Here is an 18,215-nt window from a genome sequence, read left to right as displayed (position 1 = left end):
CATTTTTGGATACACAAGAGGGTCATGAAATATTTCCACCGATGTGCACAACAGCGAAAGGCGGACAAGGAAAGCCGTTCTGGCGCATTGAATTGTCCAGGGCAGCATCATAGTTTCTCCAAAAATGGAGCCAATTTCGCCGCGGCGATGTGCGGCACGCGGCAGGTGCCGCGCGGCAAGAGAGTGTAAGGCAGGAATGAGCGACGATCTGACGGAAATGCTGGCGGCCGAGGAAAAGCCCGAGGAGAAGAAGGACGTCACCGACCTGTTGCTGCACGACATCCTGACCGGGACATTGCCGGCGGGCACCTGGCTGAAGCAGATCGACCTGGAGCGCCGCTACGATTGCACCCGGCCGGAGGTGCGCCGGGCACTCGACCGGCTGTCGCAGCGCCGGCTGGTGCAGCACAATCCCAACCGCGGCTACCAGGTCTACGAACTTGACGACCAGCGCACGCGGGAGATCAGCGATATCCGCGTGATCCTGGAGACCGGCGTCGCCGACCGGATGATCGCCAACGTCACGCTAGCGGCCATTGCCGAACTGCGCGGGCTCGCCCGTCGGTTCGACGAAATGTCGTTCCGAGGCTCCATCATGGAGCACTACGACGCCAACCTCGCCTTTCACCGCGCGCTTCTGCTTCTTGCCGGCAATTCCGAGCTCGTCGACGTCGTCGCCGAAATCCGCCAGCGAACGGTATCGGCCCCGGTTTCGCAATGGCGCACGCGGGCCCGCATCGAGCAATCGGCGCGCGAGCACCACCTGATGGTCGATGCGCTGGAAGCCCGGGATCTGGCTGAACTGAAACGTCTGATCGAGATCCACATCCGCCAGGCGCCGATCAGGACCTGAGCGTCTGGCCTTTCGGCGCTTCGCCGGTCAGGCGACCGGTTCGCCGCCCCGCCGACGGCAACTGTGCGCCAAGGGGGAGGCCTTAAACAACTCGAGCTTCAGGCTGCCGGATTTTGAAGCCGCGTGATTGCGCGGCTTCCATAGCGGTCCTGCTCAAGCAGGCAGGTCCCGGGACCATCGGCATTGGCCCCGTTTGATGTCATGCGTAGGCTTCACTCAGCCGCGAATTTCACCGTCACGCCGCGCTGGCGAAAGTATGCCTGCATCAGCTTCCTGCCGGAACGGTTGTTCTGCACGAGCCTGGCCGGGTCGAATACGGCTTCCTTCAACCCCGCCCGCGCCAACGCTGCCTTGAGGGCCGCAATATGCACATCGATGTCGGCATTGTCCGCCTGGAGCGATTCATAAATGCGGTTTGTTGCATCTGCTACGGTCGGTTCGCTCACGATTACACTCCTGTTGCTGTGTGGCTGGCGTTTGCCACATTCGTCGGCTTGACCCTATTGTGAAGAAAAATGCCCACGTCAATGGGTGACGATGGATTGGAGCATCGCATCCGCTTTCGAAAATGCGGCACCGGAAGCAGACCAGGAACCGGCCCCTTTCGGTCGAGACGCCACGGCCGCTTCGCGCCGATACTGTTGAAAAACTACGCTGAGTGTTATCGTGATTGCTCGCAAGGGGGAGCGCGCGGTTGCGAGCGATTGCCGATGCTTCGAATAATCTTTCTGATTGGTTTCATATCGTCGATCGTCGTAGTTGGAGGTGGATACCTGATTTTGTTTCCACCTCTTCCATTGCTACCAGAGATCGCAAGGGGTCTACCTAGCAGATTTTCCGACGGTGAGAGGGCGTTTCAAAGAAGAGTTGCAGTCATGTTCTCGGGGGCAACCACTGAAGCAGAGCTTGTGACGCACCTGGAAAAGGAAGGCTTCACGGTCGATTCTGCAGGTCGACGAGCCGTGTTTGAAAAGGCGGGGTTACCTTGCAGGCTGAGTTGGCGGGTTTTCTGGGAGGCTGACGGTGGTTCAGTGTCTAATCTGAAAGCCGAATATGGCGGAATTTGCCTGTAGACAAGTTCATGCCAGAGCCCGGCTATGCGCCAACCATTGCCCAGCGGGTGACCAACGTCCGCTTCGCGCCACAAGCGGTCATCTGCTCGGCCATTTCAGGCCTGCTCAAGCTCAAGAATGTTCCCCTCGGGATCGCGTGCATAGACGATGAGATACGGCTTATCCTTCATCCCAAAGTCCGTGATGTCGCCAATCTGGCTTCCACCTGCCTGAATGATCTCTGACAGTACGGCGCGAATATCGCCCATCTGGAATGACAGGTGCCCAAGGCCAGGCTCGTTCACCCTTGGCTGGCCCCGATCATGCATGACCTTGTGCTCATGAATTTCCAGGAAAGGGCGGTCGAGTGCGGGGAATTTGAGCCAGATCGAGTAGATCTCGGAGTTCTCAATCCCATTGCCTCTCGACACTTTTTCTCCGGACAACATCCTGGGTTCGCGAAGGGGCTCGCATTTCAAGACGTTCATGTAAAACGCGGCGAGCGCATCCGCGTCGCGGGCGACCAAGTTGATGTGTGCGAGCTTCATGCGGCTATCCTGGTGAGGAGGCAATCGTACAGATTGGTCGGGAAAGCAGAAGGGGCTGCGGTCGGCCGACTGTGGTCCTTGGGCACGCTGGGCACGCACACCCACGGAGTATAGGACTCCATGAATTGGAACGCCGGTTGCGAGTGACCGGAGCGCGGCGAAAGCTAACCGCCAAACAGGATCGTCACCGCCACCAGTACCGCGCCGATCGCCGTCATCGCAAAGGCCATCGGCCAGGGGCTGCGTCCCATATATTGCCCAAGCCGCGCACCGACAATGAAGAGCATGGCGAGCGCAATACCGTTCGAAACGCGCATCGCCAGCGCGACATTGCCAATCAACAGGAAGGGAATGCTGGGCGGCAGCGTCGAGGTGACGACGAGCAGGAAGATGGCGAAGGCCGCCTTCAGGTCATGCCCCGTTACCGCCCTGTGCCTGGGATCGGCGGCAAGCGCCCTCACCCTGAGAAGCAGCGCCTCGGTCTCCTTTGGCGAGGACACGCGGCGCACGTCATCCGGGAGGCTTTCGAGAAACATTTCGCGGGCGCGGGCAAGCGGCTCGCGCCGGAGGGCGTCAAGGAAGCCGCGGCGGCGCACCCGCTCGACAGCCGTCGTCAGCACATACATGACGCCATCGACGATACCCCAGGCGATGTTGCAGCCGAGGGCGGCGACGAGCACGGCATTGACCCCACCCTCGCCGCCCGTAACCGTGCTCATCGTTCCCGTGAAGGAAAGCGCCATCAGCAGCCCGAAGATGATCTCCGAGAGGCGATCGATCGGATCGAGAACGGGACGCGTTTGGTCGCTCAAGGTAGTTCGTCCCGCGAGAAGAACCGAAGGGTGGAAGACAGGGGGCGGAAGGCGGCGAACCGCATGCAGCCTCCCTATTGCATCTGCAGGTCGGCGAAGGCGTCACGCACGTGATCGGCAACCGCCAGCACCGGCGCCGGCGCGTCAGTGATCACCTGCAGGCCGATATTGTAGTGGCCGAGATCCGGCAGGCCGTCGCGCTCGCCGAGTTGCACCATTTCGCCCTGGACGAGGTAGCGCGGCAGCGGCGCGATCGCGAGGCCGGCGAGAACGGCGGCGCGCTGGCCGGTCGTATAGGCGCTCAAGAAAGCGATGCGGAACTTGCGGCCCGCGCGCGACAGCTTCTCCACCGCATCGGCCCGCCAGACACAGCCATCCTCCCACATCGATACCGGCAGCGGATCCTTCAGATGCGCGTTGCCGCACTTGGCGCCGGCCCAGACGAGCTTCTCCTGCATCAGGATTTCGCCGTTTCTCGGCGTTCCCTCGGTGAGGCTGTTGAAGATGGCAATGTCGAGCCGGTGCTCGTCGACCTTCTTGCGCATGGCATTGCTCATGCCGATCGACACGTCGATCGTCACGTTGGGATAGGACTCCGCAAAACGCTTCAGCACTTCGGGCAGGATGCGTTCGCCGACATCCTCGGGCGCACCGACACGCACGACGCCATTCATGTCCGGCAGCAGGAAGCGCGACACCGTTTCATTGTTGAGCGACAGCAGCCGGCGGGCAAAGCCGAGCAGCATTTCCCCTTTCGGCGTCAGCGTCACCGAGCGCGCGTCACGCAGGAAGAGCGTGCTGCCGAGCATTTCCTCGAGCTTCTTGATCTGCATCGAGACGGCAGACGGGGTGCGATAGACGGTTTCGGCAGCGGTGGTGAAATTGCCGGTCTCGGCGATGGCGACAAAGGTCTTCAGCACGTCCATTTCAAGAAGCGGGAGCGCGTGGCGCATCATCATGTTCATGGCGGCATCCTCGATCAGAAAAACTGAAAGATAAGTTCACTTCATTTCGTTTGATTGAATATCAGCAATGACCGATAGTCAAGCTCAAGGACGACGAAGGAAGGAGAAGCCCATGTCCGCCGCCGCGCTTGTTATCGCCGCTTCGAAGAGTTCCCTGTGTAACAGCCCCGCGTCGCAGGTAGTGGTACAGATTCAGGATCGAAGGAGCAACGACATGGTCCTCAACACCCTTACCCAAGTGATCGCCGTACTCGACGGCGTTGTCCGGCAGAGACGCGAAAAGCAGATCGCACGAAATCGGGTGGAAGCCCGGCGCGAACTGGCAAAACTGCCGAAGAGAGTCCGCGACGACGTGATGTTTGCGGACCCGCTAATCAATCACCAAGTTTGATGGAAAGCATCAAACATATTCGTTGGAATGATAGATCGGGTTGCGCCATATATACGATTATGGTCGCGACCTGCTGAGACACTCAGAAGGAGCCATGAAATGTCCAACATTCAGTTTTCATCGGCCTCGGAACGGGCATCCTCCCACTCGTCCCTTCCGGGTCTCTTCAACCTGCGCGTCCGTGCCTGGGCAGCGTGGAAGCGCCACCGCCAGGAACGGGCACTGGAAAATCTGTCCTATGACACCCTGAAGGATATCGGCTTCCCGTCGGTGGACGATGCGGTGCATAAGACGGAACAATGAATGACGGCTTGACCTGCCTCGGCGGGTCGAATCAGCCGGATACGATGAAGGGCATTGCCGAGAAGGCGGTGCCCTTTTTCTTTACGCGGATAGTCCCCCGCCATGCCGTGCAGGAACCTACCGCGCCCTTTTTCTGATCTCAGGCAACGGGAGCACGGCACAGCAAAGGCGCGCCTCGAAAAACGCGCGCGAGACTTAAGTCAGCAGTTGCATGATCATCGACGGCCGCCAGACAAAGCACCCTGCAACGAACCCCACGAACCCGAGCGCCAACGCTCCCACGATGCCGTGGCCTACCCACCCGCTGTAGGCACCGATGGCGGTCGTTGCCGTGATGATCGAAACGGCCCAAAGAACCTTCATCAGCCAGACAACGCGATGCACAGCTGTTGGTGGATCCTGTCTCATGCAAAAATCGCCTTTCCGATGTGTTGGGCGCTTTGTATGTAGTTTGGAGCACGCATACCGCCAACCAAAGTGCGCATCCAACCCGCCTTGCACCCTTGCCGCGAATGCATAGGGACCCGGCAGCCTTGCGCCGTGGGGCAGTACGAGCGTCACTTGTCTTTTACCGACACCCGCCGCAGCCGCCGAAAACGTCGCAATCGGCAAACACAACCTTGACGGGTCCATTGTGAATGTTGCGTATCTCTGGCAGTTCTTGTCAGATAACGTCAGCCGCGCTGGAAAAACTGTCGCTTTCCTTACAAAAGCCTGAAAGACCGGCGGAATCGCCTTTTGCCGTGCGATGTCGCAATGCGAAATCTCTTTGCGGTCGCTGCTTTCCATGCCAATGTCGCAAACAGACAAGCCGAAGAGTATCTTCCAAGCGACGAATATACGCCATCGCCAAGCATGGGAAGCCTCATGAACAAGCCACTGACCAAAAAGCGTTCTCTCGTCTTCTTCCTGGTGCCGAACTTTTCCATGCTGCCCTTTTCGGCGGCGATCGAAACGCTCCGCATCGCCAACCGCATGCTCGGCTACGAGGCCTATACTTGGCGCCTCGCTTCGAGCGACGGCGAAAAGGTCCTGTCGTCGAGCGGGATTGCGCTCGAGGTCAACTCGTCGCTCGCCGACGAGCGCAAGTTTCTCGGCGGCGAGAATCGCCCGTCGATGGTGCTGGTCTGTTCCGGCATCTATGTCGAGGATTTCAACAACAAGTCGGTCAACGCCTGGCTGCGCGAGGTCTATAACCGCGGCGTCGCCGTCGGCAGCCTCTGTACCGGCGCCCATGTGCTGGCGTCTGCCGGCCTTTTGACGGGCAAGCGCTGCGCCATCCATTGGGAAAACCTTCCGGGCTTTTCCGAAAGCTTCCCGCAGGTCGACGTCTATGCCGACCTCTACGAGATCGACAGCAACATCTACACCTGCGCCGGCGGCACCGCCTCGCTCGACATGATGCTGAACCTGATCGACCAGGATTTCGGCGAGAACCTCGTCAACCGCGTCTGCGAGCAGGCGCTGACCGACCGCGTGCGCGGGCCGCATGACCGCCAGCGCCTGCCGCTGCGCGCCCGCCTCGGCGTGCAGAACGCCAAGGTGCTGTCGATCATCGAGCTGATGGAGGCAAATCTCGCCGAGCCGCTGTCGCTGCTCGAAATCGCCGAGGGAGCCGATCTCTCGCGCCGCCAGATCGAACGTCTTTTCCGCCAGGAGATGGGCCGCTCGCCGGCCCGCTACTACCTGGAGATCCGCCTCGACCGCGCCCGGCACCTGCTCATCCAATCGTCGATGCCGGTCGTCGAAGTGGCTGTGGCCTGCGGCTTCGTCTCCGCCTCGCATTTCTCCAAGTGTTATCGCGAACTCTACAACCGCTCGCCGCAGCAAGAGCGCGCCGACCGCAAGCTGACGCTGCAAATGGCGCGGTAAAGACCGACATAAAGACCAGTCGAAGGGCGGAGCGATCCGCCCTTTTTCGTTTTGCCTGTGACACGTTTGGCTTGCGTCGTCGCGCCGCTTGCACGCTCCTTCTTTTTGGGTTGAATGGCTGGCGTTTCAGAACAAGAGGCAATGCTTCCTATGGCACCCGTCGAAATCAATCCTGCCAAAGTCCACGAATTCAGGGATTTGCAGTGCTTCTACGACTGGCTCGGCGCCCATCATCAGAGCGAGGACGAGGTCTGGATCAAGACGCACAAGGTGAACTCCGGGCTAGCCTCGATCACGCCCAAGGAAGCGATCGATGTGGTGCTTTGCTGGGGCTGGATCGATGGCGTGCGCAAGGGGCTGGACGACAAGAGCTTCCTGCAGCGCTATTCGCCGCGCGGCAAGAAGAGCATCTGGAGCAAGATCAACGTCGACAATGTCGCGCGGCTGATCGAAGAAGGCCGTATGACCGAGTTTGGCCTGCGCCAGGTGGAAGCAGCCAAGGCTGATGGCCGCTGGGATCGTGCCTATGCCAGCGGCAAGGACATGCAAATCCCCGACGACCTGCAGGCCGCGATCGACGCGGAACCCGCTGCCCGCGACATGCTCGCCAAGCTCAGCGCCCAGAACCGCTTCGCGCTCGCCTTCCGCACCCACAACATGAAGACCGAGGCGGGGCGGAAAAAGAAGATCGAGACCTTCGTCGAGATGCTGAAGCGCGGCGAGACGATCTACCCGCAGGGGCGGAAATAGTCTGGCCTCACCGCACCTGCCAACTTCACGCTACGGTTGGGCGCGCCCGAACCGCTGGCTCGGCTCTTCGGCGCCCGTGACCGCCGGCGGACCGAAGCGGTTGTCGCCCTCTTCTCCCGCAAGGAAGCCCAGCATCACGAGGCCCAGGAGCGGCCCGACGACCGGGACAAACAGCGCAAGGTTCCACCATCCGGAACGACCGTGGTCGTGCCAGCGCTTGGTGTTGACGGTGAAACTGAAATAGAGGTTTGCGATGAGGATGATGAAGACAAGCAAATGCATGAGGCTGAAGCCCGCCGCATAGTTATCGACGCCCGAAAGCGCCAACAGCGCCGCTCCGGCGAACATTGCCGCCGCCGTCGCAATCCAGACAACAATCTGCGCCAACCACCAGGTCTGGCGTCCGATACGACCATCAAAACTCGTAAAAGTCTGCGAATTCGCGTAGACCCCCCATCGGCTTCTCCGCATCCAGGCGCGCCTCCGCGCTGGCCGGCCCTTCCCCTCATATAGAAGATTCGCTAATAAACGCGTAGATGTCATGGCGACAGAAGGCGCTTCATGGTTGCGCAAAAAAGTCGCCTCGGAACTGCCCTCCGGAGCCGTTGGAGGCGCCTCGCTCTCCATTCCCTCCGCTCAAGGACCAGCCCCACAAACGAGTGCGACCCTAACCGTGGAAGGCGCGCTCCAGTTCGGCGATGTCGAGTTTGATCATGCCCAGCATCGCCTCCGTCGCCCGCTTGGCGCGCTCGCGGTCCGAATGGGCGACCATGTCGCCAAGCACCCGTGGCGCGATCTGCCAGCAGAGGCCCCAGCGATCCCGGATCCAGCCGCATTGCTCGGGCTCTCCGCCGTTATCGAGGATCCCGCTCCACAGCCGGTCGATTTCCTCCTGGCTGTCGCACTGGATCATGATCGAGAAGGCATGGTTGAACGGGTCGAGCGGCCCGGCTTCGAGGGCCATGAACTGCTGATTGCCAAGCATGAACTCGATGACCTGAACGCTGCCGGGCGGTCCGCTCGGGCTTTCCGCCGGCAAGGTGGTGATGCGCGTGATCGCCGAGTTGGGAACGAGGGAAATATAGAAGTCGACCGCCTCGCGCGCTTCCTTCGCAAACCAGAGATTTGAAACAACATTCGTCATCTGTCGGCTCCTCTTCGTACCGCTTGATCATGTGCGGGTAACCAAAGGACGTTCGACTTCGTTCCAAGCCGACACGTGGCGCATCTTTTTTCTGAAGGCAGGCCTGCGGCTCGGCCCGGGAGCTTACGACGCCAGCGCGTCGAGCAGTGCCAATTCCGAGATCACCCGGTTCCGGCCAGCGTGCTTGGCCATATAGAGAAACTGGTCGGCAGCGTGCAGGTAGTTTTCGAAAGCTTCCGACGTCTCGATGGTGGCAAGGCCGATCGACACGGTGATCGTCAGTTCCTCGTCGTCGGCGACGATCCGCGATTTCGCCAGCTCCAGCCTGAGCGCATCGCAGAAGGCGAAGGCGCGGCGCACATCGCAGCCGTTGAAGAGGATGCCGAACTCCTCGCCGCCCAGGCGGGCAAGCAGGTGCTCCTCGCCCACCAGCACCGCCAGGCGCTTGGCCACGTGTCTCAGCACGATATCGCCGATCTCGTGGCCGTAGGTGTCGTTGAGCCGCTTGAAATGGTCGATATCGAGTATGGCGATCGCCGTCGGCTCGCCGCGCCTCAGGCACTGCTCCACCAGGCGCGGGCCGGCAAGAAAGAAATGGCGGCGGTTGTAGAGATCGGTGAGATAGTCGCTGGCCGCCTGCCGCTGCAGCGTCTGCAGGCGCTTCTGGATGCTGGCGGCTTGCGCGATGCGGCCGTTGAACTCCGCTTCGAGGAACGGTTTCTGGATGAAGTCGGTGCCGCCTGCTTCGAGAAAGCGGGCGCCGGCCCTTCGGTCGCCGCTGTCGGAAAGGCCGATCACCGGCAATGCGCCATCGCCCTGCCGGCGTTCCACTTCGGCTAGCAGCGCGGCACCGGTCATGTCGGCGAGATCGAGATCGGTGACGACCAGATCGACCGCCTCGCCGCTGTCGAGCACCTGCAGCGCATCGGCAGCGGACGCGACCTCGCAGACGGAGATCCGCTGCCTTCTCAGGATACCGGCAAGCTCGCTGCGCGAGGCGGCATCGGAATCGGCAAGCAGCACCGTCGTCTTGCCATTGGTAAGCGCACGGTCGACGGCGCCGATCAGGAGGTTGATCGATTCAGGCTGATGCTTGATGACGCAATCGAGCACGCCGCGCCCGAGGATCTCTTCGCGCGTTTGGTCGTTGAAGGCTGCGGTGAAGACGACGGCCGGCACCTGATTGTCGAGGACGAATTCGAGCGCCTCGCAATTGGGCGCGTCCGGCAGGTTGAGGTCGAGCACCGCGAGCGAGAAGCTTTCCGGTGCCTGCTCCAGCGTTTCCCTGAGCGCCGCAAGCGAGCTGCAATGGGTGACGCGGATGCCGTGGACGGACTCGAGCCCGTACTTCAGCGCCGTCGCGAACATCCGGGAATCTTCGACAAGGAGCATGCGCTTGTCGCTGTGCTTTTGCACAGAATTCAGCCGGCCTGGCGTGCGGCGCAATCTCACGTCCCTGCAACCCCTCTCGAGCCGCAGGCGTGCTTCCCTTGAAGGGGGTGACGCTGGCTCCGAATATATGAATAGACCCTGCCACTGACCGCACCGACCCATTGGCCGGCGTGGTCTGGTGTGACCGGGCTCCCCGCTCCTGCTGGGGCGGATTGAAGACCGATCGGATTGCAATTTCGTTAATGGAGCAACCTGCGCGCGGGATTTCGCGCAGATTGCCACAGAATTTTGGGGATTATTTCTCGTATCAGGCCGAAGCTTGCGCCGGAACCCTAACCTTTTCGCTGAGGGTGCGGATCTTGGTCAGCGTGTCCAGGTTCTGGTTGACGCGGCAGTAGAATTCCTCATTGACGAAGGGGCGGACGATGAAGTCGTTGCCGCCCGCTTTCAGGAAACGCGCCGACAAAAGCCGGTTGGTGGAGGACGAGACGCCGATGATGCGCAGCTGATGCGGCCCGTAGGAACCGCGGATGCGCCGCGTCAGCTCGAATCCGTCGATATCGGGCATGTTGTAGTCGGTGATGACGAGGCCGATATCGGGATTGCTCTTGAGAAGTTCGAGCGCGGCTGCGCCGCTGTCGGCCGAGCTGGTGCGGAAATTGTAGCGCTTGAGCTGCGTCGTCAGAAGTGCGCGCGCCGTCGGGCTGTCGTCGACGATCAGCACGTGGTGCTTGTGGTTGGTGAGGAAGCGGCAGACCGATTCCGCCAACATGTCGACGGCAAAGACGCTATCCTTGATAACGTAGTCGACGATCTCCTTGGCGAGGATCTTTTCGCGCGTCGACTCCTGGAACGAGCCGGTAAAGACGACGGTCGGCACGCTCATGTCGATCAGATAGTTGAGCGCCTCGCCGTTCTCCGCCCCCGGCAGGTTGATGTTGGAGATGGCGAGCGACGCCGGAAAAGTCGCGTTTTCGACCGCGAACTGCAAATCGTCATAGTCGCGGCAGACGATGACATCGATGTCGAACAGCTCTTTCAGCCGCTTCGAAACCATCGACGAGAAGAGGTTGGAGTCCTCGGCAAGCACGATACGGTGCTGGGCAAGGGATTCGCCGGAATAATACATTCCGGAAATGCCAAAAAACGACATTGAACGCCTATGTAAAAGAGTGTCCCCCTACAGCGCCCAAGCGTTCTTCGTGCCCGCAAAGTCACTGTAACTTGCAGCCGTCATGCTAGAGGAGAAAGGCTTTCTCTCGTGTTAATGAGCAACCGACGAAATGACGAGGTCGCGTGCCGGCACGACACGAGGGCCGCCGGATCCCACCATCCCGTCAATCCCTGGACGTCCCGCCACGCCGCGCCTCCGCCGTCTTGCGGATGACTTCGGCGATCTCCGGATTGCTGCTCGACAGCATCTGGAAATCCTCCGCATAGAGCGACAGCAGCGAGACCTCCGTGGCTGCGCTGACGGTCGCCGAGCGCGGCTCGCCCGTGATCAGTGCCATTTCGCCGAAGAAGCTGCCGGGGCCGAGTTCGATGGGTGTCGGCGAAGGGGTCGTAATACTGACGCGGCCCTCGACGATGAAGAACATCTGGTCGCCCGCCTCGCCCTTGCGGCAGATGATGGCACCGGCCGGAACCACCCGCGGGCGCAGTGCCCGCACGATCTCGACGAAGGCGGCCGAGCCGAGCTTCTGGAACAACGGCACGGCCGCAACCAGCTGCCAGTTGCGCACAAAATCCTGGCGGCGCACCTCCTCGAAGAAGCCGGTGGCAAGAATGCCGGCCCACAGCGCGAAGATGCCAATGCCGCACATCATGACGAGGCCCGCCAGCACCCGACCGGCAAAGCTCATCGGAATCTCGTCGCCATAGCCCGTGGTCGAAAGTGTCACCACCGCCCACCACATGGCCTGGGGAATGCTGCCGAACTTGTCGGGCTGGATATCGCGCTCGATGAGATAGGCAAAAAGCGATGCGCCGAAGAGAACGATGCCGAAGACCGAGGTGACACCGACGAGATTGGGTGCCGCCCGCGCCACCACCCGGCCAAGCAGGCGGAAGAAGGTGAAATGACGCAGCGGCTTCAACAGCCAGATACCGCAATAAAGGCTCTGGTCACGCGGGCCAGCGAGAAGAAATCCGGCAAGCGGAACCACGACGGCAAGCAGATCGATGATGAGTTCGGGCGTCCGCCCGCGATCGTCCTTCGCCCGCTGCCGCATCACCGTATCGGCCAGTTGCAGAACATAGATGGCCCAGATACCGGCCAGCACAAGCTCCAGCGACAGCTTGGCCGTCAGGCCAATATCCCGCGCCGTCAGCGCCGCGACCGTAATAAGCCCCGCCGCCGCCAAAAGCCCGTTGAGCGGCGCGGAGATTTTCAGGAAAGGCCGTGCCGACATTCACTCCCCCAGCGACCCGCGCTCTCAGGCGATACCTCGGCCCGACATGCCAGCAGCGCAGTAACGCTTTGATCTTAAGCACAATTCCATTGATGAATCGACGCTTAATTAAGGGATGGCAGTTTGACGGTGACGCGCGCTCTAGTAGCGCGTGTCGACCGGCCCTTCGTCGGCTGCCCGTTCGCGATCCTGCTGGTACTGCTCGGCGCCCTCGACGGGCCTCAGCCATGGCTCGCGCCGCTTGATCCAGAGCTCGTAGCTCGGCTTAAGCGAGGTCGGCGCGTCGGACAGGATACCGAGCTTGACCTCCGCCTCACGCGCATCGACCGAAAAAACCCGCGACCCGCAACCGGGACAGAAACACCGTCCCTGAAACTCCGACGTATCGCCGGTACGTTCAAACTGGTCTGCGCGCCAGATGCCATAGAAGGTGAAGGCCGAACCGCTTTCCTTCCGGCAATCCATGCAATGGCAGATACCGACGCGCAGAGGTTCGCCACGAAGCGATACTTGCACCTGGCCGCAGAGGCATTTTCCCGAGAAGATCCTCATGTGTCTCATCCTGCTTCGCAACTGCTGGATCCGGAAAACGACAGAGGCGGGTGTTGGGTTCCCGCGGGGCGGTTCGGCTTCGATCTCACGCGGTCGCGCAAAAAATGCGCGCTATGCGGCGAGGTCTTTTTGGTCGGAACCTTTGTCCGTCCCATGGCTTCTGCAAATTGTAAACGGAGGAATCAAACCATGGCACATGCCGACGAACAGGAGATCATCGATCTCGAACAGGAATTCTGGCGAACCATCCTGGAGAAGGATACCGAGGCGTCCGTGGCCATGCTACCCGAACGGTCGATCGTCGTGGGGGCGCAAGGGGCGGCCATTCTTACCCGCGATGACTATCGCAGGATGGCCGACCAGGCCGAAGGTTCCTGGAAGCTCAATGCGTTTCGCCTCGACGACGTCAGCGTCATCTTTCCGCGCGAGGACGTCGCCGTCATCGCCTACACGGTGACGGAAGAGATGGAAGTCGAGGGAGAGCCTTTGACGATAAAGGCGGCCGACGCCACCACCTGGATCCGCAAGGACGGTGGATGGCTGGCCTCCTTGCACACGGAATCGGTGCTCGGCGATCCCTTCGGCCGCGACCGCAAGGCGGCGTAGAGCACGCGATCGACCCATGTGCGGCGAGGCTATTTCAGCCTCGTCGCCAAGGCGGATTAAAGTGGCGGGAAAGCCGGCCAGGGCCAATCTCCGGCACGCGAACCCTCACCGACAAACTGGCTGCCCCGCCGGTTCTTTTCGGTGTAGGATGCAATCATGAGTGACGCTCAGCCTCTCTTCGACATGCTGCGCCAAAACGTGCAGCCTGACATCGCCGGCGTATTGGAGCGATTTGTCCGGGAAGCGCCGGACCGCAAGCTCTGCCGCGTCAATGCGCTCGCCTTTGCCGCCGAGCATCGGCTCGACGAAGAAAAGGTCATCGCCGCCTTCCTGCATGCCTCACGCCTCGGGCTCTTCGAGCTGTCGTGGAATGTGCTCTGCCCCGGCTGCGGCGGTGTGCTTGATTCCAATACCTCGCTGAAGACCGTGCAGAGCGACACCTATACCTGCTCGCTCTGCGCCGCCGGCTATGAGCCGACGCTCGACGAGATGGTGGAAGTGACCTTCACCGTTAACCCGCGGGTACGCCACATCGAGGCCCACAACCCGCACGAGCTGCCGCCGCTCGAATATTTCCGCCAGATCTACTGGGGCTCCGGCATAGATTTGCCGGAGGACGACTACGAGGCCCAGGTCGACGATTTCATGATCGAGGCGCTCGAACTGCCGCCCGGCGAAAAGGCGGTGATCTCGCTGCAGATGCCGGCGGAATTCATCATCGTCTTCGAGCCGGTGACCCATGCCGCGCAATTCATCGACGTCAAGGGCGAGCCGACCAAGGAGCGGCGGACGCTGTCGCTCGTCTTCGATCGCGGCCATCGCCACGACGAGGCGTTGACCATGCAGCCGGGTCCGCTGCGCATCCAGGTGGAAAACCATACGGATGTGCGCACCCTGCCCTCGGTCTGTATCGCCAATGACACCCTGCACGATATTCTCGGCCGTCGGCGCCCGTTCCTCACCGCCAAGCGGCTGCTGTCCAACCAGACCTTCCGCGATATCTACCGCACCGACACGATCGACGTAGACCAGCGGCTGAAGATCACCAGCCTCACCTTCCTCTTCTCGGATCTGCGCGGCTCGACCGAGCTTTACGAACGGGTCGGCGATCTCGCAGCCTTCGATCTGGTGAAGACCCATTTCAGCGCCGTCAACGAGATCGTTGCCGCCGAGGCCGGCGCCGTAGTCAAGACGATCGGCGACGCGGTCATGGCAACCTTCCCGACGCCGGATCGCGCGGTTGCCGCGGCCATGCGCATGCGCGAGGCGATGCGACAGCTCAACGAGGACCGGGGCTCCGAGGATCTGCTGTTGAAGATCGGCATCCACGAGGGGCCGTGCATCGCCGTCAACCTCAACGAGCGCCAGGATTATTTCGGCCAGACGGTCAATATCGCCTCGCGCGTCCAGCATCTCGCGAGTTCGCGCGAGATCTTCGCCACCAGCTCCGTGCTCGACGACCCGCGCACCTCCGGCCTGCTCAGCGACCGCGGCCTCAATCCGCAGTCGCACAATGTCGCTCTGCGCGGCATCACCAACGAGATCAGTATCTTCTCGATCCCGTAAGCTCGTCCGGCCTTCTGGATCGCCGCAATTCCGGACGGAAAACCGCTTCACACTTTTCCTGGAATTTGCTTGGAATCGCCGCAACTCCGGACGGAAAACCGTTTCACACTTTTCCTGGAATTGCTTGGAATCGCCGCAATTCCGGACGGAAAACCGCTTCACACTTTTCCTGGAATTGCTTGGTATCTCCGCAATTCCGGACGCAAAACCGCTTCGCACTTTTCCTGGAATTGCTTAGACCACCGGCGGTATCAGCGTCAGCACGTCGCCGTCATCGGGGATCACCAGCTTCGTCAAGGGTATGCCATGGGCATCGGCGGCGGCCCGCAGCTCGCTTCGGCTGACCGTCGCGTGATCCAGCGCCTCCATGTGCGTTGCAATGACGGTGCTGTTTTTCGCCGTCTCGCAGACCTTGATCGTCTGCTCGGCATCCATGACGATGAGATCGCCATTCCACTTCGCGCCGCAGGAATGGGTGACGATGATGTCAGGCTTCGTTTCGCGGATCGTCTTCTCGATCGCCGGATAGAAGACCGTGTCGCCTGCCCAGTAGACCGTCGGCTCGCCCTTCGCCTCAAGGCTGAAGCCGATGACAGGCCCCATGTCCTGGACGACCGGACCGAGCCCATGGCTGCCGTCACGCCGGGTCAGCGTCAGCCCCTGCCAGCTGGCCTTGTCGGAAAGCGGCGTGACGTCGCGAAAGCCGGCGGCACGGATCGCCTCCTCGTCGCCCGGCTGGCAGAGGATCGGCAGCCCCTTCGGCACCCGCTCCTTGGCGGTGTCGTCGAAGTGGTCCTCATGCAGATGCGAGATGATGACGAGTTCGACACCGGCCAGGATGGTGTCGATATCGACCGGCAGCTCGACCGTCGGATTGGGCGAGCGCCCGGCAAAGGACGGCAGGCTGTCTTTCGGCCCGAGAAAGGGATCGATGAGCACGGTATGGCCGGCATAGTCGAGCTTGAGCGTGGCGTTGCGGATAAGCTGGAGTTTCATGGGGAGTCCTCCCTTGCCGGAAAGCGGTGACGGATGTCGCCGTGATCCTTGCTGAGGCGGCGGTAAAATCAAGAGCCGAAATTTGCCCTCTGCCACGCCGCCAAAAGGCGCGCGACGGCTTTCGGCCGGCGGACCTGAGACGCTCCAGCTAACGCCGCAGCGCCCGGATCGCCGCTTGCCACACGCAGCCTCACCGCCAGCCGCAATCCCACGGCTGGCCCCTTGCCGCCCGGTGACAGGCGAAGGCACGACCGCAGGAGTGCGTGGCGGCTATCGTCGTCCTGCCGCGGCCAGAGCCGCGGGAAAACATCTGCCGGAAGGCGACGTCCGCATTGTCGGGGCAGCCGGCAAAGCTCTTCTTTTTCAGCTCGGCCGGCGGGCTGATCGCTCGCGTGCCGGTGCTCTTCGCCGGTGTCTTGGCGGTGCCCTGGGTCGCGCTCGGCTCGGGCAGTTTGGCCTCGCGCCGGATCGTCACGCAACGGCCGTCTTTTGCCTCCTGGTTTCGCGCGCAGGCAAGCGGGCAGATCCGCGCCTTCTCGGCCTTCAGGCGCTCGAGCACGTCGCTGGAAGGTTCGAGCGTTGCGAGTTCAGCCTTGCTGTGCCTGGCAAATGCCTCCAGCGCCTTGCGGCTGCCGGCGCCCCACAGCCCATCCTCGCTGCCGGCCTGACAGCCGAGCCGGTTCAGCTGCTGCTGGATCGATCGGGTCAAGGCGCGATCGTCGGTGCCCGCAGCGGCTGCGGCCGGATCGACGGCCGCCACGGCCTGGCCGGCGGGCACCTCGGTCACGCCCTCGGTTGCCGGGGCAGAGACCCGCTCGATGATGCGGATCTTGGCCCTCGCCAGGGATGCGAAAGCGCCATCGGGATATTGTTGCAGATAGGCGTCGAACAGATCGCGGTCCGTCCCATCCTTGATCGTGTCCCAATAGGCAAGCTCGGCGGTCTGATCCGTCGCCGGCTCTTTGACCGACGCCGGTTGGCCGCCATCGGCAGGCTTCAGCACCACCTCGCCGGTCAGCGAGGAATTGTCCCAGGGCACCTGCTTGCCGCCGGTTGCCGAAAGAACGTCGCGGCGCACCTCGATCAGCTCGCGGGTGATGTCGCGTCCCGGCTGGCCGAGATGCCGGAGTAGCGCCGACGTAAAGGGCGAGTTTCGCCCGCTGCCGTCGAGCGCGACATTGCCGGGCTGGGTGGCAAAGGCGATCAGCGTGCCGATGCCGGTGCCGACCTTGGCAAGCCCGCGGCCGACCGAGGCCGATCGGGTGCCCATGGAGCGGGCGAGATTGACCGCAAGCGGATTGTCGCGACACGCATCAAGCAGCACGACATTGACCCTGGTGCTGCGCTCCATCGCCGACAGGATCAGGTTCATCGGCACCGCCTCGAAATCGAGATCGACATGGGAGGCGAGCTTGGCGTCGACAGGGGCAAGGTAGTTCTCGCCATCCACCTGAAGGCCGTGGCCGGCATAGTAGAACAGCGCCAGATCGGCGCCATCGAGACGGCCGACGAAAGCGCGCAATACGCGCCGCACGCCCGAGAGATCGAGATCCACACCGGTCACCACCTCGAAGCCGAGCCCTTCGAGCTTGGCCGCCATGTCGGCAGCGTCATTGCCAGGATTGGGTAACGCCGCCACATGCTGATAGGCGGAATTGCCGATGACCAGCGCCACGCGCTTCTCGGCAACCGCCTCCGAGGCGCAAAACACCAATAGGACGGCCAAGGCGATGCGAAGGAATGGCATGGTTCCCCTCCCGCAATGCGCGAACGACCGTGGCGAGCAACGTCGGCCGAACAGCCGAGCGTGCTACCGGGCATGGGTCGTGTCAATGCGCTTCGAAGGGATGGCAAAGGCATTCGCCGGACCACCCTGTCTCTCGTCGTAGTGACGGGCGGGAGAGCCGGTTCATTCGCCATCCAATGGAATTAGCGCGCCGTGATTAGCTGTGGGTGCCAATGCATTCCGCTCTCAAGTGGAAACAGTGAGAGCGGAAAGCTG

20 protein-coding genes are annotated in these 18,215 nt (G+C 61.8%); 7 read left to right on the top strand and 13 right to left on the bottom strand.

What is annotated here, in order from left to right; all coding sequences use genetic code 11:
• Positions 1-196 precede the first annotated feature (196 nt).
• Positions 197-853: a GntR family transcriptional regulator gene (locus tag AC3WWH_RS28395; protein ID WP_058323473.1), complete on the top strand. Its 657-nt coding sequence runs from the start codon at positions 197-199 to the stop codon at positions 851-853.
• A 212-nt stretch (positions 854-1,065) separates the two neighbouring features.
• On the opposite strand, the gene AC3WWH_RS28390 is transcribed toward AC3WWH_RS28395, so the two are convergent.
• From AC3WWH_RS28390 to AC3WWH_RS28375, 4 genes are all read right to left on the bottom strand, one after another.
• The gene (locus AC3WWH_RS28390) at positions 1,066-1,302 is read right to left on the bottom strand and encodes a hypothetical protein (RefSeq protein WP_082640988.1); all 237 of its coding nucleotides are present in this window, start codon (positions 1,300-1,302) and stop codon (positions 1,066-1,068) included.
• A gap of 719 nt (positions 1,303-2,021) precedes the next feature.
• Entirely contained in the window at positions 2,022-2,453 is a 432-nt protein-coding gene (locus AC3WWH_RS28385; protein WP_058323471.1) for a VOC family protein, read from the bottom strand.
• A 164-nt stretch (positions 2,454-2,617) separates the two neighbouring features.
• Positions 2,618-3,265: a VIT1/CCC1 transporter family protein gene (locus AC3WWH_RS28380; RefSeq protein WP_058323470.1), complete on the bottom strand. Its 648-nt coding sequence runs from the start codon at positions 3,263-3,265 to the stop codon at positions 2,618-2,620.
• Positions 3,266-3,339: 74 nt separating this feature from the next.
• Positions 3,340-4,230, bottom strand: a complete 891-nt coding sequence (locus AC3WWH_RS28375; protein WP_057254074.1) for a LysR substrate-binding domain-containing protein — start codon at positions 4,228-4,230, stop codon at positions 3,340-3,342.
• Between the two features lie 112 nt (positions 4,231-4,342).
• Here AC3WWH_RS28375 and AC3WWH_RS28370 point away from each other — a divergent pair, with 112 nt between their 5' ends.
• Positions 4,343-4,621: a hypothetical protein gene (locus tag AC3WWH_RS28370; protein ID WP_057254072.1), complete on the top strand. Its 279-nt coding sequence runs from the start codon at positions 4,343-4,345 to the stop codon at positions 4,619-4,621.
• 99 nt (positions 4,622-4,720) lie between these two features.
• Positions 4,721-4,924, top strand: coding sequence for a hypothetical protein (locus tag AC3WWH_RS28365; RefSeq protein ID WP_057254070.1), 204 nt, complete (start codon positions 4,721-4,723; stop codon positions 4,922-4,924).
• Between the two features lie 195 nt (positions 4,925-5,119).
• On the opposite strand, the gene AC3WWH_RS28360 is transcribed toward AC3WWH_RS28365, so the two are convergent.
• Complete coding sequence (locus AC3WWH_RS28360) at positions 5,120-5,713, bottom strand: hypothetical protein (protein ID WP_245299210.1); 594 nt, start codon at positions 5,711-5,713, stop codon at positions 5,120-5,122.
• Between the two features lie 78 nt (positions 5,714-5,791).
• Here AC3WWH_RS28360 and AC3WWH_RS28355 point away from each other — a divergent pair, with 78 nt between their 5' ends.
• Both AC3WWH_RS28355 and AC3WWH_RS28350 read left to right on the top strand, forming a co-directional pair.
• Positions 5,792-6,796, top strand: coding sequence for a GlxA family transcriptional regulator (locus tag AC3WWH_RS28355; protein ID WP_057254457.1), 1,005 nt, complete (start codon positions 5,792-5,794; stop codon positions 6,794-6,796).
• Positions 6,797-6,946: 150 nt separating this feature from the next.
• Positions 6,947-7,546 carry a YdeI/OmpD-associated family protein gene (locus AC3WWH_RS28350; protein WP_058323468.1) on the top strand — a complete coding sequence of 200 codons (600 nt, stop codon included), beginning with the start codon at positions 6,947-6,949 and terminating at the stop codon, positions 7,544-7,546.
• A 30-nt stretch (positions 7,547-7,576) separates the two neighbouring features.
• Here the strand turns inward: AC3WWH_RS28350 and AC3WWH_RS28345 are convergent, their stop codons facing one another.
• The 6 genes from AC3WWH_RS28345 to AC3WWH_RS28320 form a co-directional block, all read right to left on the bottom strand.
• Positions 7,577-8,017 carry a DUF805 domain-containing protein gene (locus AC3WWH_RS28345; protein ID WP_063891510.1) on the bottom strand — a complete coding sequence of 147 codons (441 nt, stop codon included), beginning with the start codon at positions 8,015-8,017 and terminating at the stop codon, positions 7,577-7,579.
• 196 nt (positions 8,018-8,213) lie between these two features.
• Entirely contained in the window at positions 8,214-8,690 is a 477-nt protein-coding gene (locus AC3WWH_RS28340) for a VOC family protein (RefSeq protein ID WP_057254061.1), read from the bottom strand.
• 123 nt (positions 8,691-8,813) lie between these two features.
• Positions 8,814-10,082: a GGDEF domain-containing response regulator gene (locus AC3WWH_RS28335; RefSeq protein WP_063891512.1), complete on the bottom strand. Its 1,269-nt coding sequence runs from the start codon at positions 10,080-10,082 to the stop codon at positions 8,814-8,816.
• A gap of 307 nt (positions 10,083-10,389) precedes the next feature.
• Complete coding sequence (locus AC3WWH_RS28330) at positions 10,390-11,235, bottom strand: response regulator (protein ID WP_057254056.1); 846 nt, start codon at positions 11,233-11,235, stop codon at positions 10,390-10,392.
• Between the two features lie 184 nt (positions 11,236-11,419).
• Complete coding sequence (locus AC3WWH_RS28325) at positions 11,420-12,493, bottom strand: cyclic nucleotide-gated ion channel (RefSeq protein WP_058323465.1); 1,074 nt, start codon at positions 12,491-12,493, stop codon at positions 11,420-11,422.
• Positions 12,494-12,634: 141 nt separating this feature from the next.
• Complete coding sequence (locus AC3WWH_RS28320; RefSeq protein WP_058323464.1) at positions 12,635-13,045, bottom strand: GFA family protein; 411 nt, start codon at positions 13,043-13,045, stop codon at positions 12,635-12,637.
• A 189-nt stretch (positions 13,046-13,234) separates the two neighbouring features.
• Between AC3WWH_RS28320 and AC3WWH_RS28315 the strand changes: the two genes are divergently transcribed.
• Positions 13,235-13,651 (top strand): nuclear transport factor 2 family protein, encoded by a 417-nt coding sequence (locus AC3WWH_RS28315; protein WP_057254051.1) that lies wholly within the window; start codon positions 13,235-13,237, stop codon positions 13,649-13,651.
• 156 nt (positions 13,652-13,807) lie between these two features.
• Positions 13,808-15,217 carry an adenylate/guanylate cyclase domain-containing protein gene (locus AC3WWH_RS28310; RefSeq protein WP_058323463.1) on the top strand — a complete coding sequence of 470 codons (1,410 nt, stop codon included), beginning with the start codon at positions 13,808-13,810 and terminating at the stop codon, positions 15,215-15,217.
• A 234-nt stretch (positions 15,218-15,451) separates the two neighbouring features.
• Here AC3WWH_RS28310 and AC3WWH_RS28305 read toward each other — a convergent pair whose 3' ends face one another.
• Positions 15,452-16,213 (bottom strand): MBL fold metallo-hydrolase, encoded by a 762-nt coding sequence (locus AC3WWH_RS28305; protein WP_058323462.1) that lies wholly within the window; start codon positions 16,211-16,213, stop codon positions 15,452-15,454.
• A gap of 190 nt (positions 16,214-16,403) precedes the next feature.
• Positions 16,404-17,960: a caspase family protein gene (locus AC3WWH_RS28300; RefSeq protein ID WP_058323461.1), complete on the bottom strand. Its 1,557-nt coding sequence runs from the start codon at positions 17,958-17,960 to the stop codon at positions 16,404-16,406.
• Positions 17,961-18,215 lie beyond the last annotated feature (255 nt).

The sequence above is a fragment of the Ensifer sp. EB106-03-01-XG145 genome (assembly GCF_058792075.1).
Note: the sequence above shows the minus strand (reverse complement) of the source record. Positions and strands in the feature narration are given on the sequence as shown.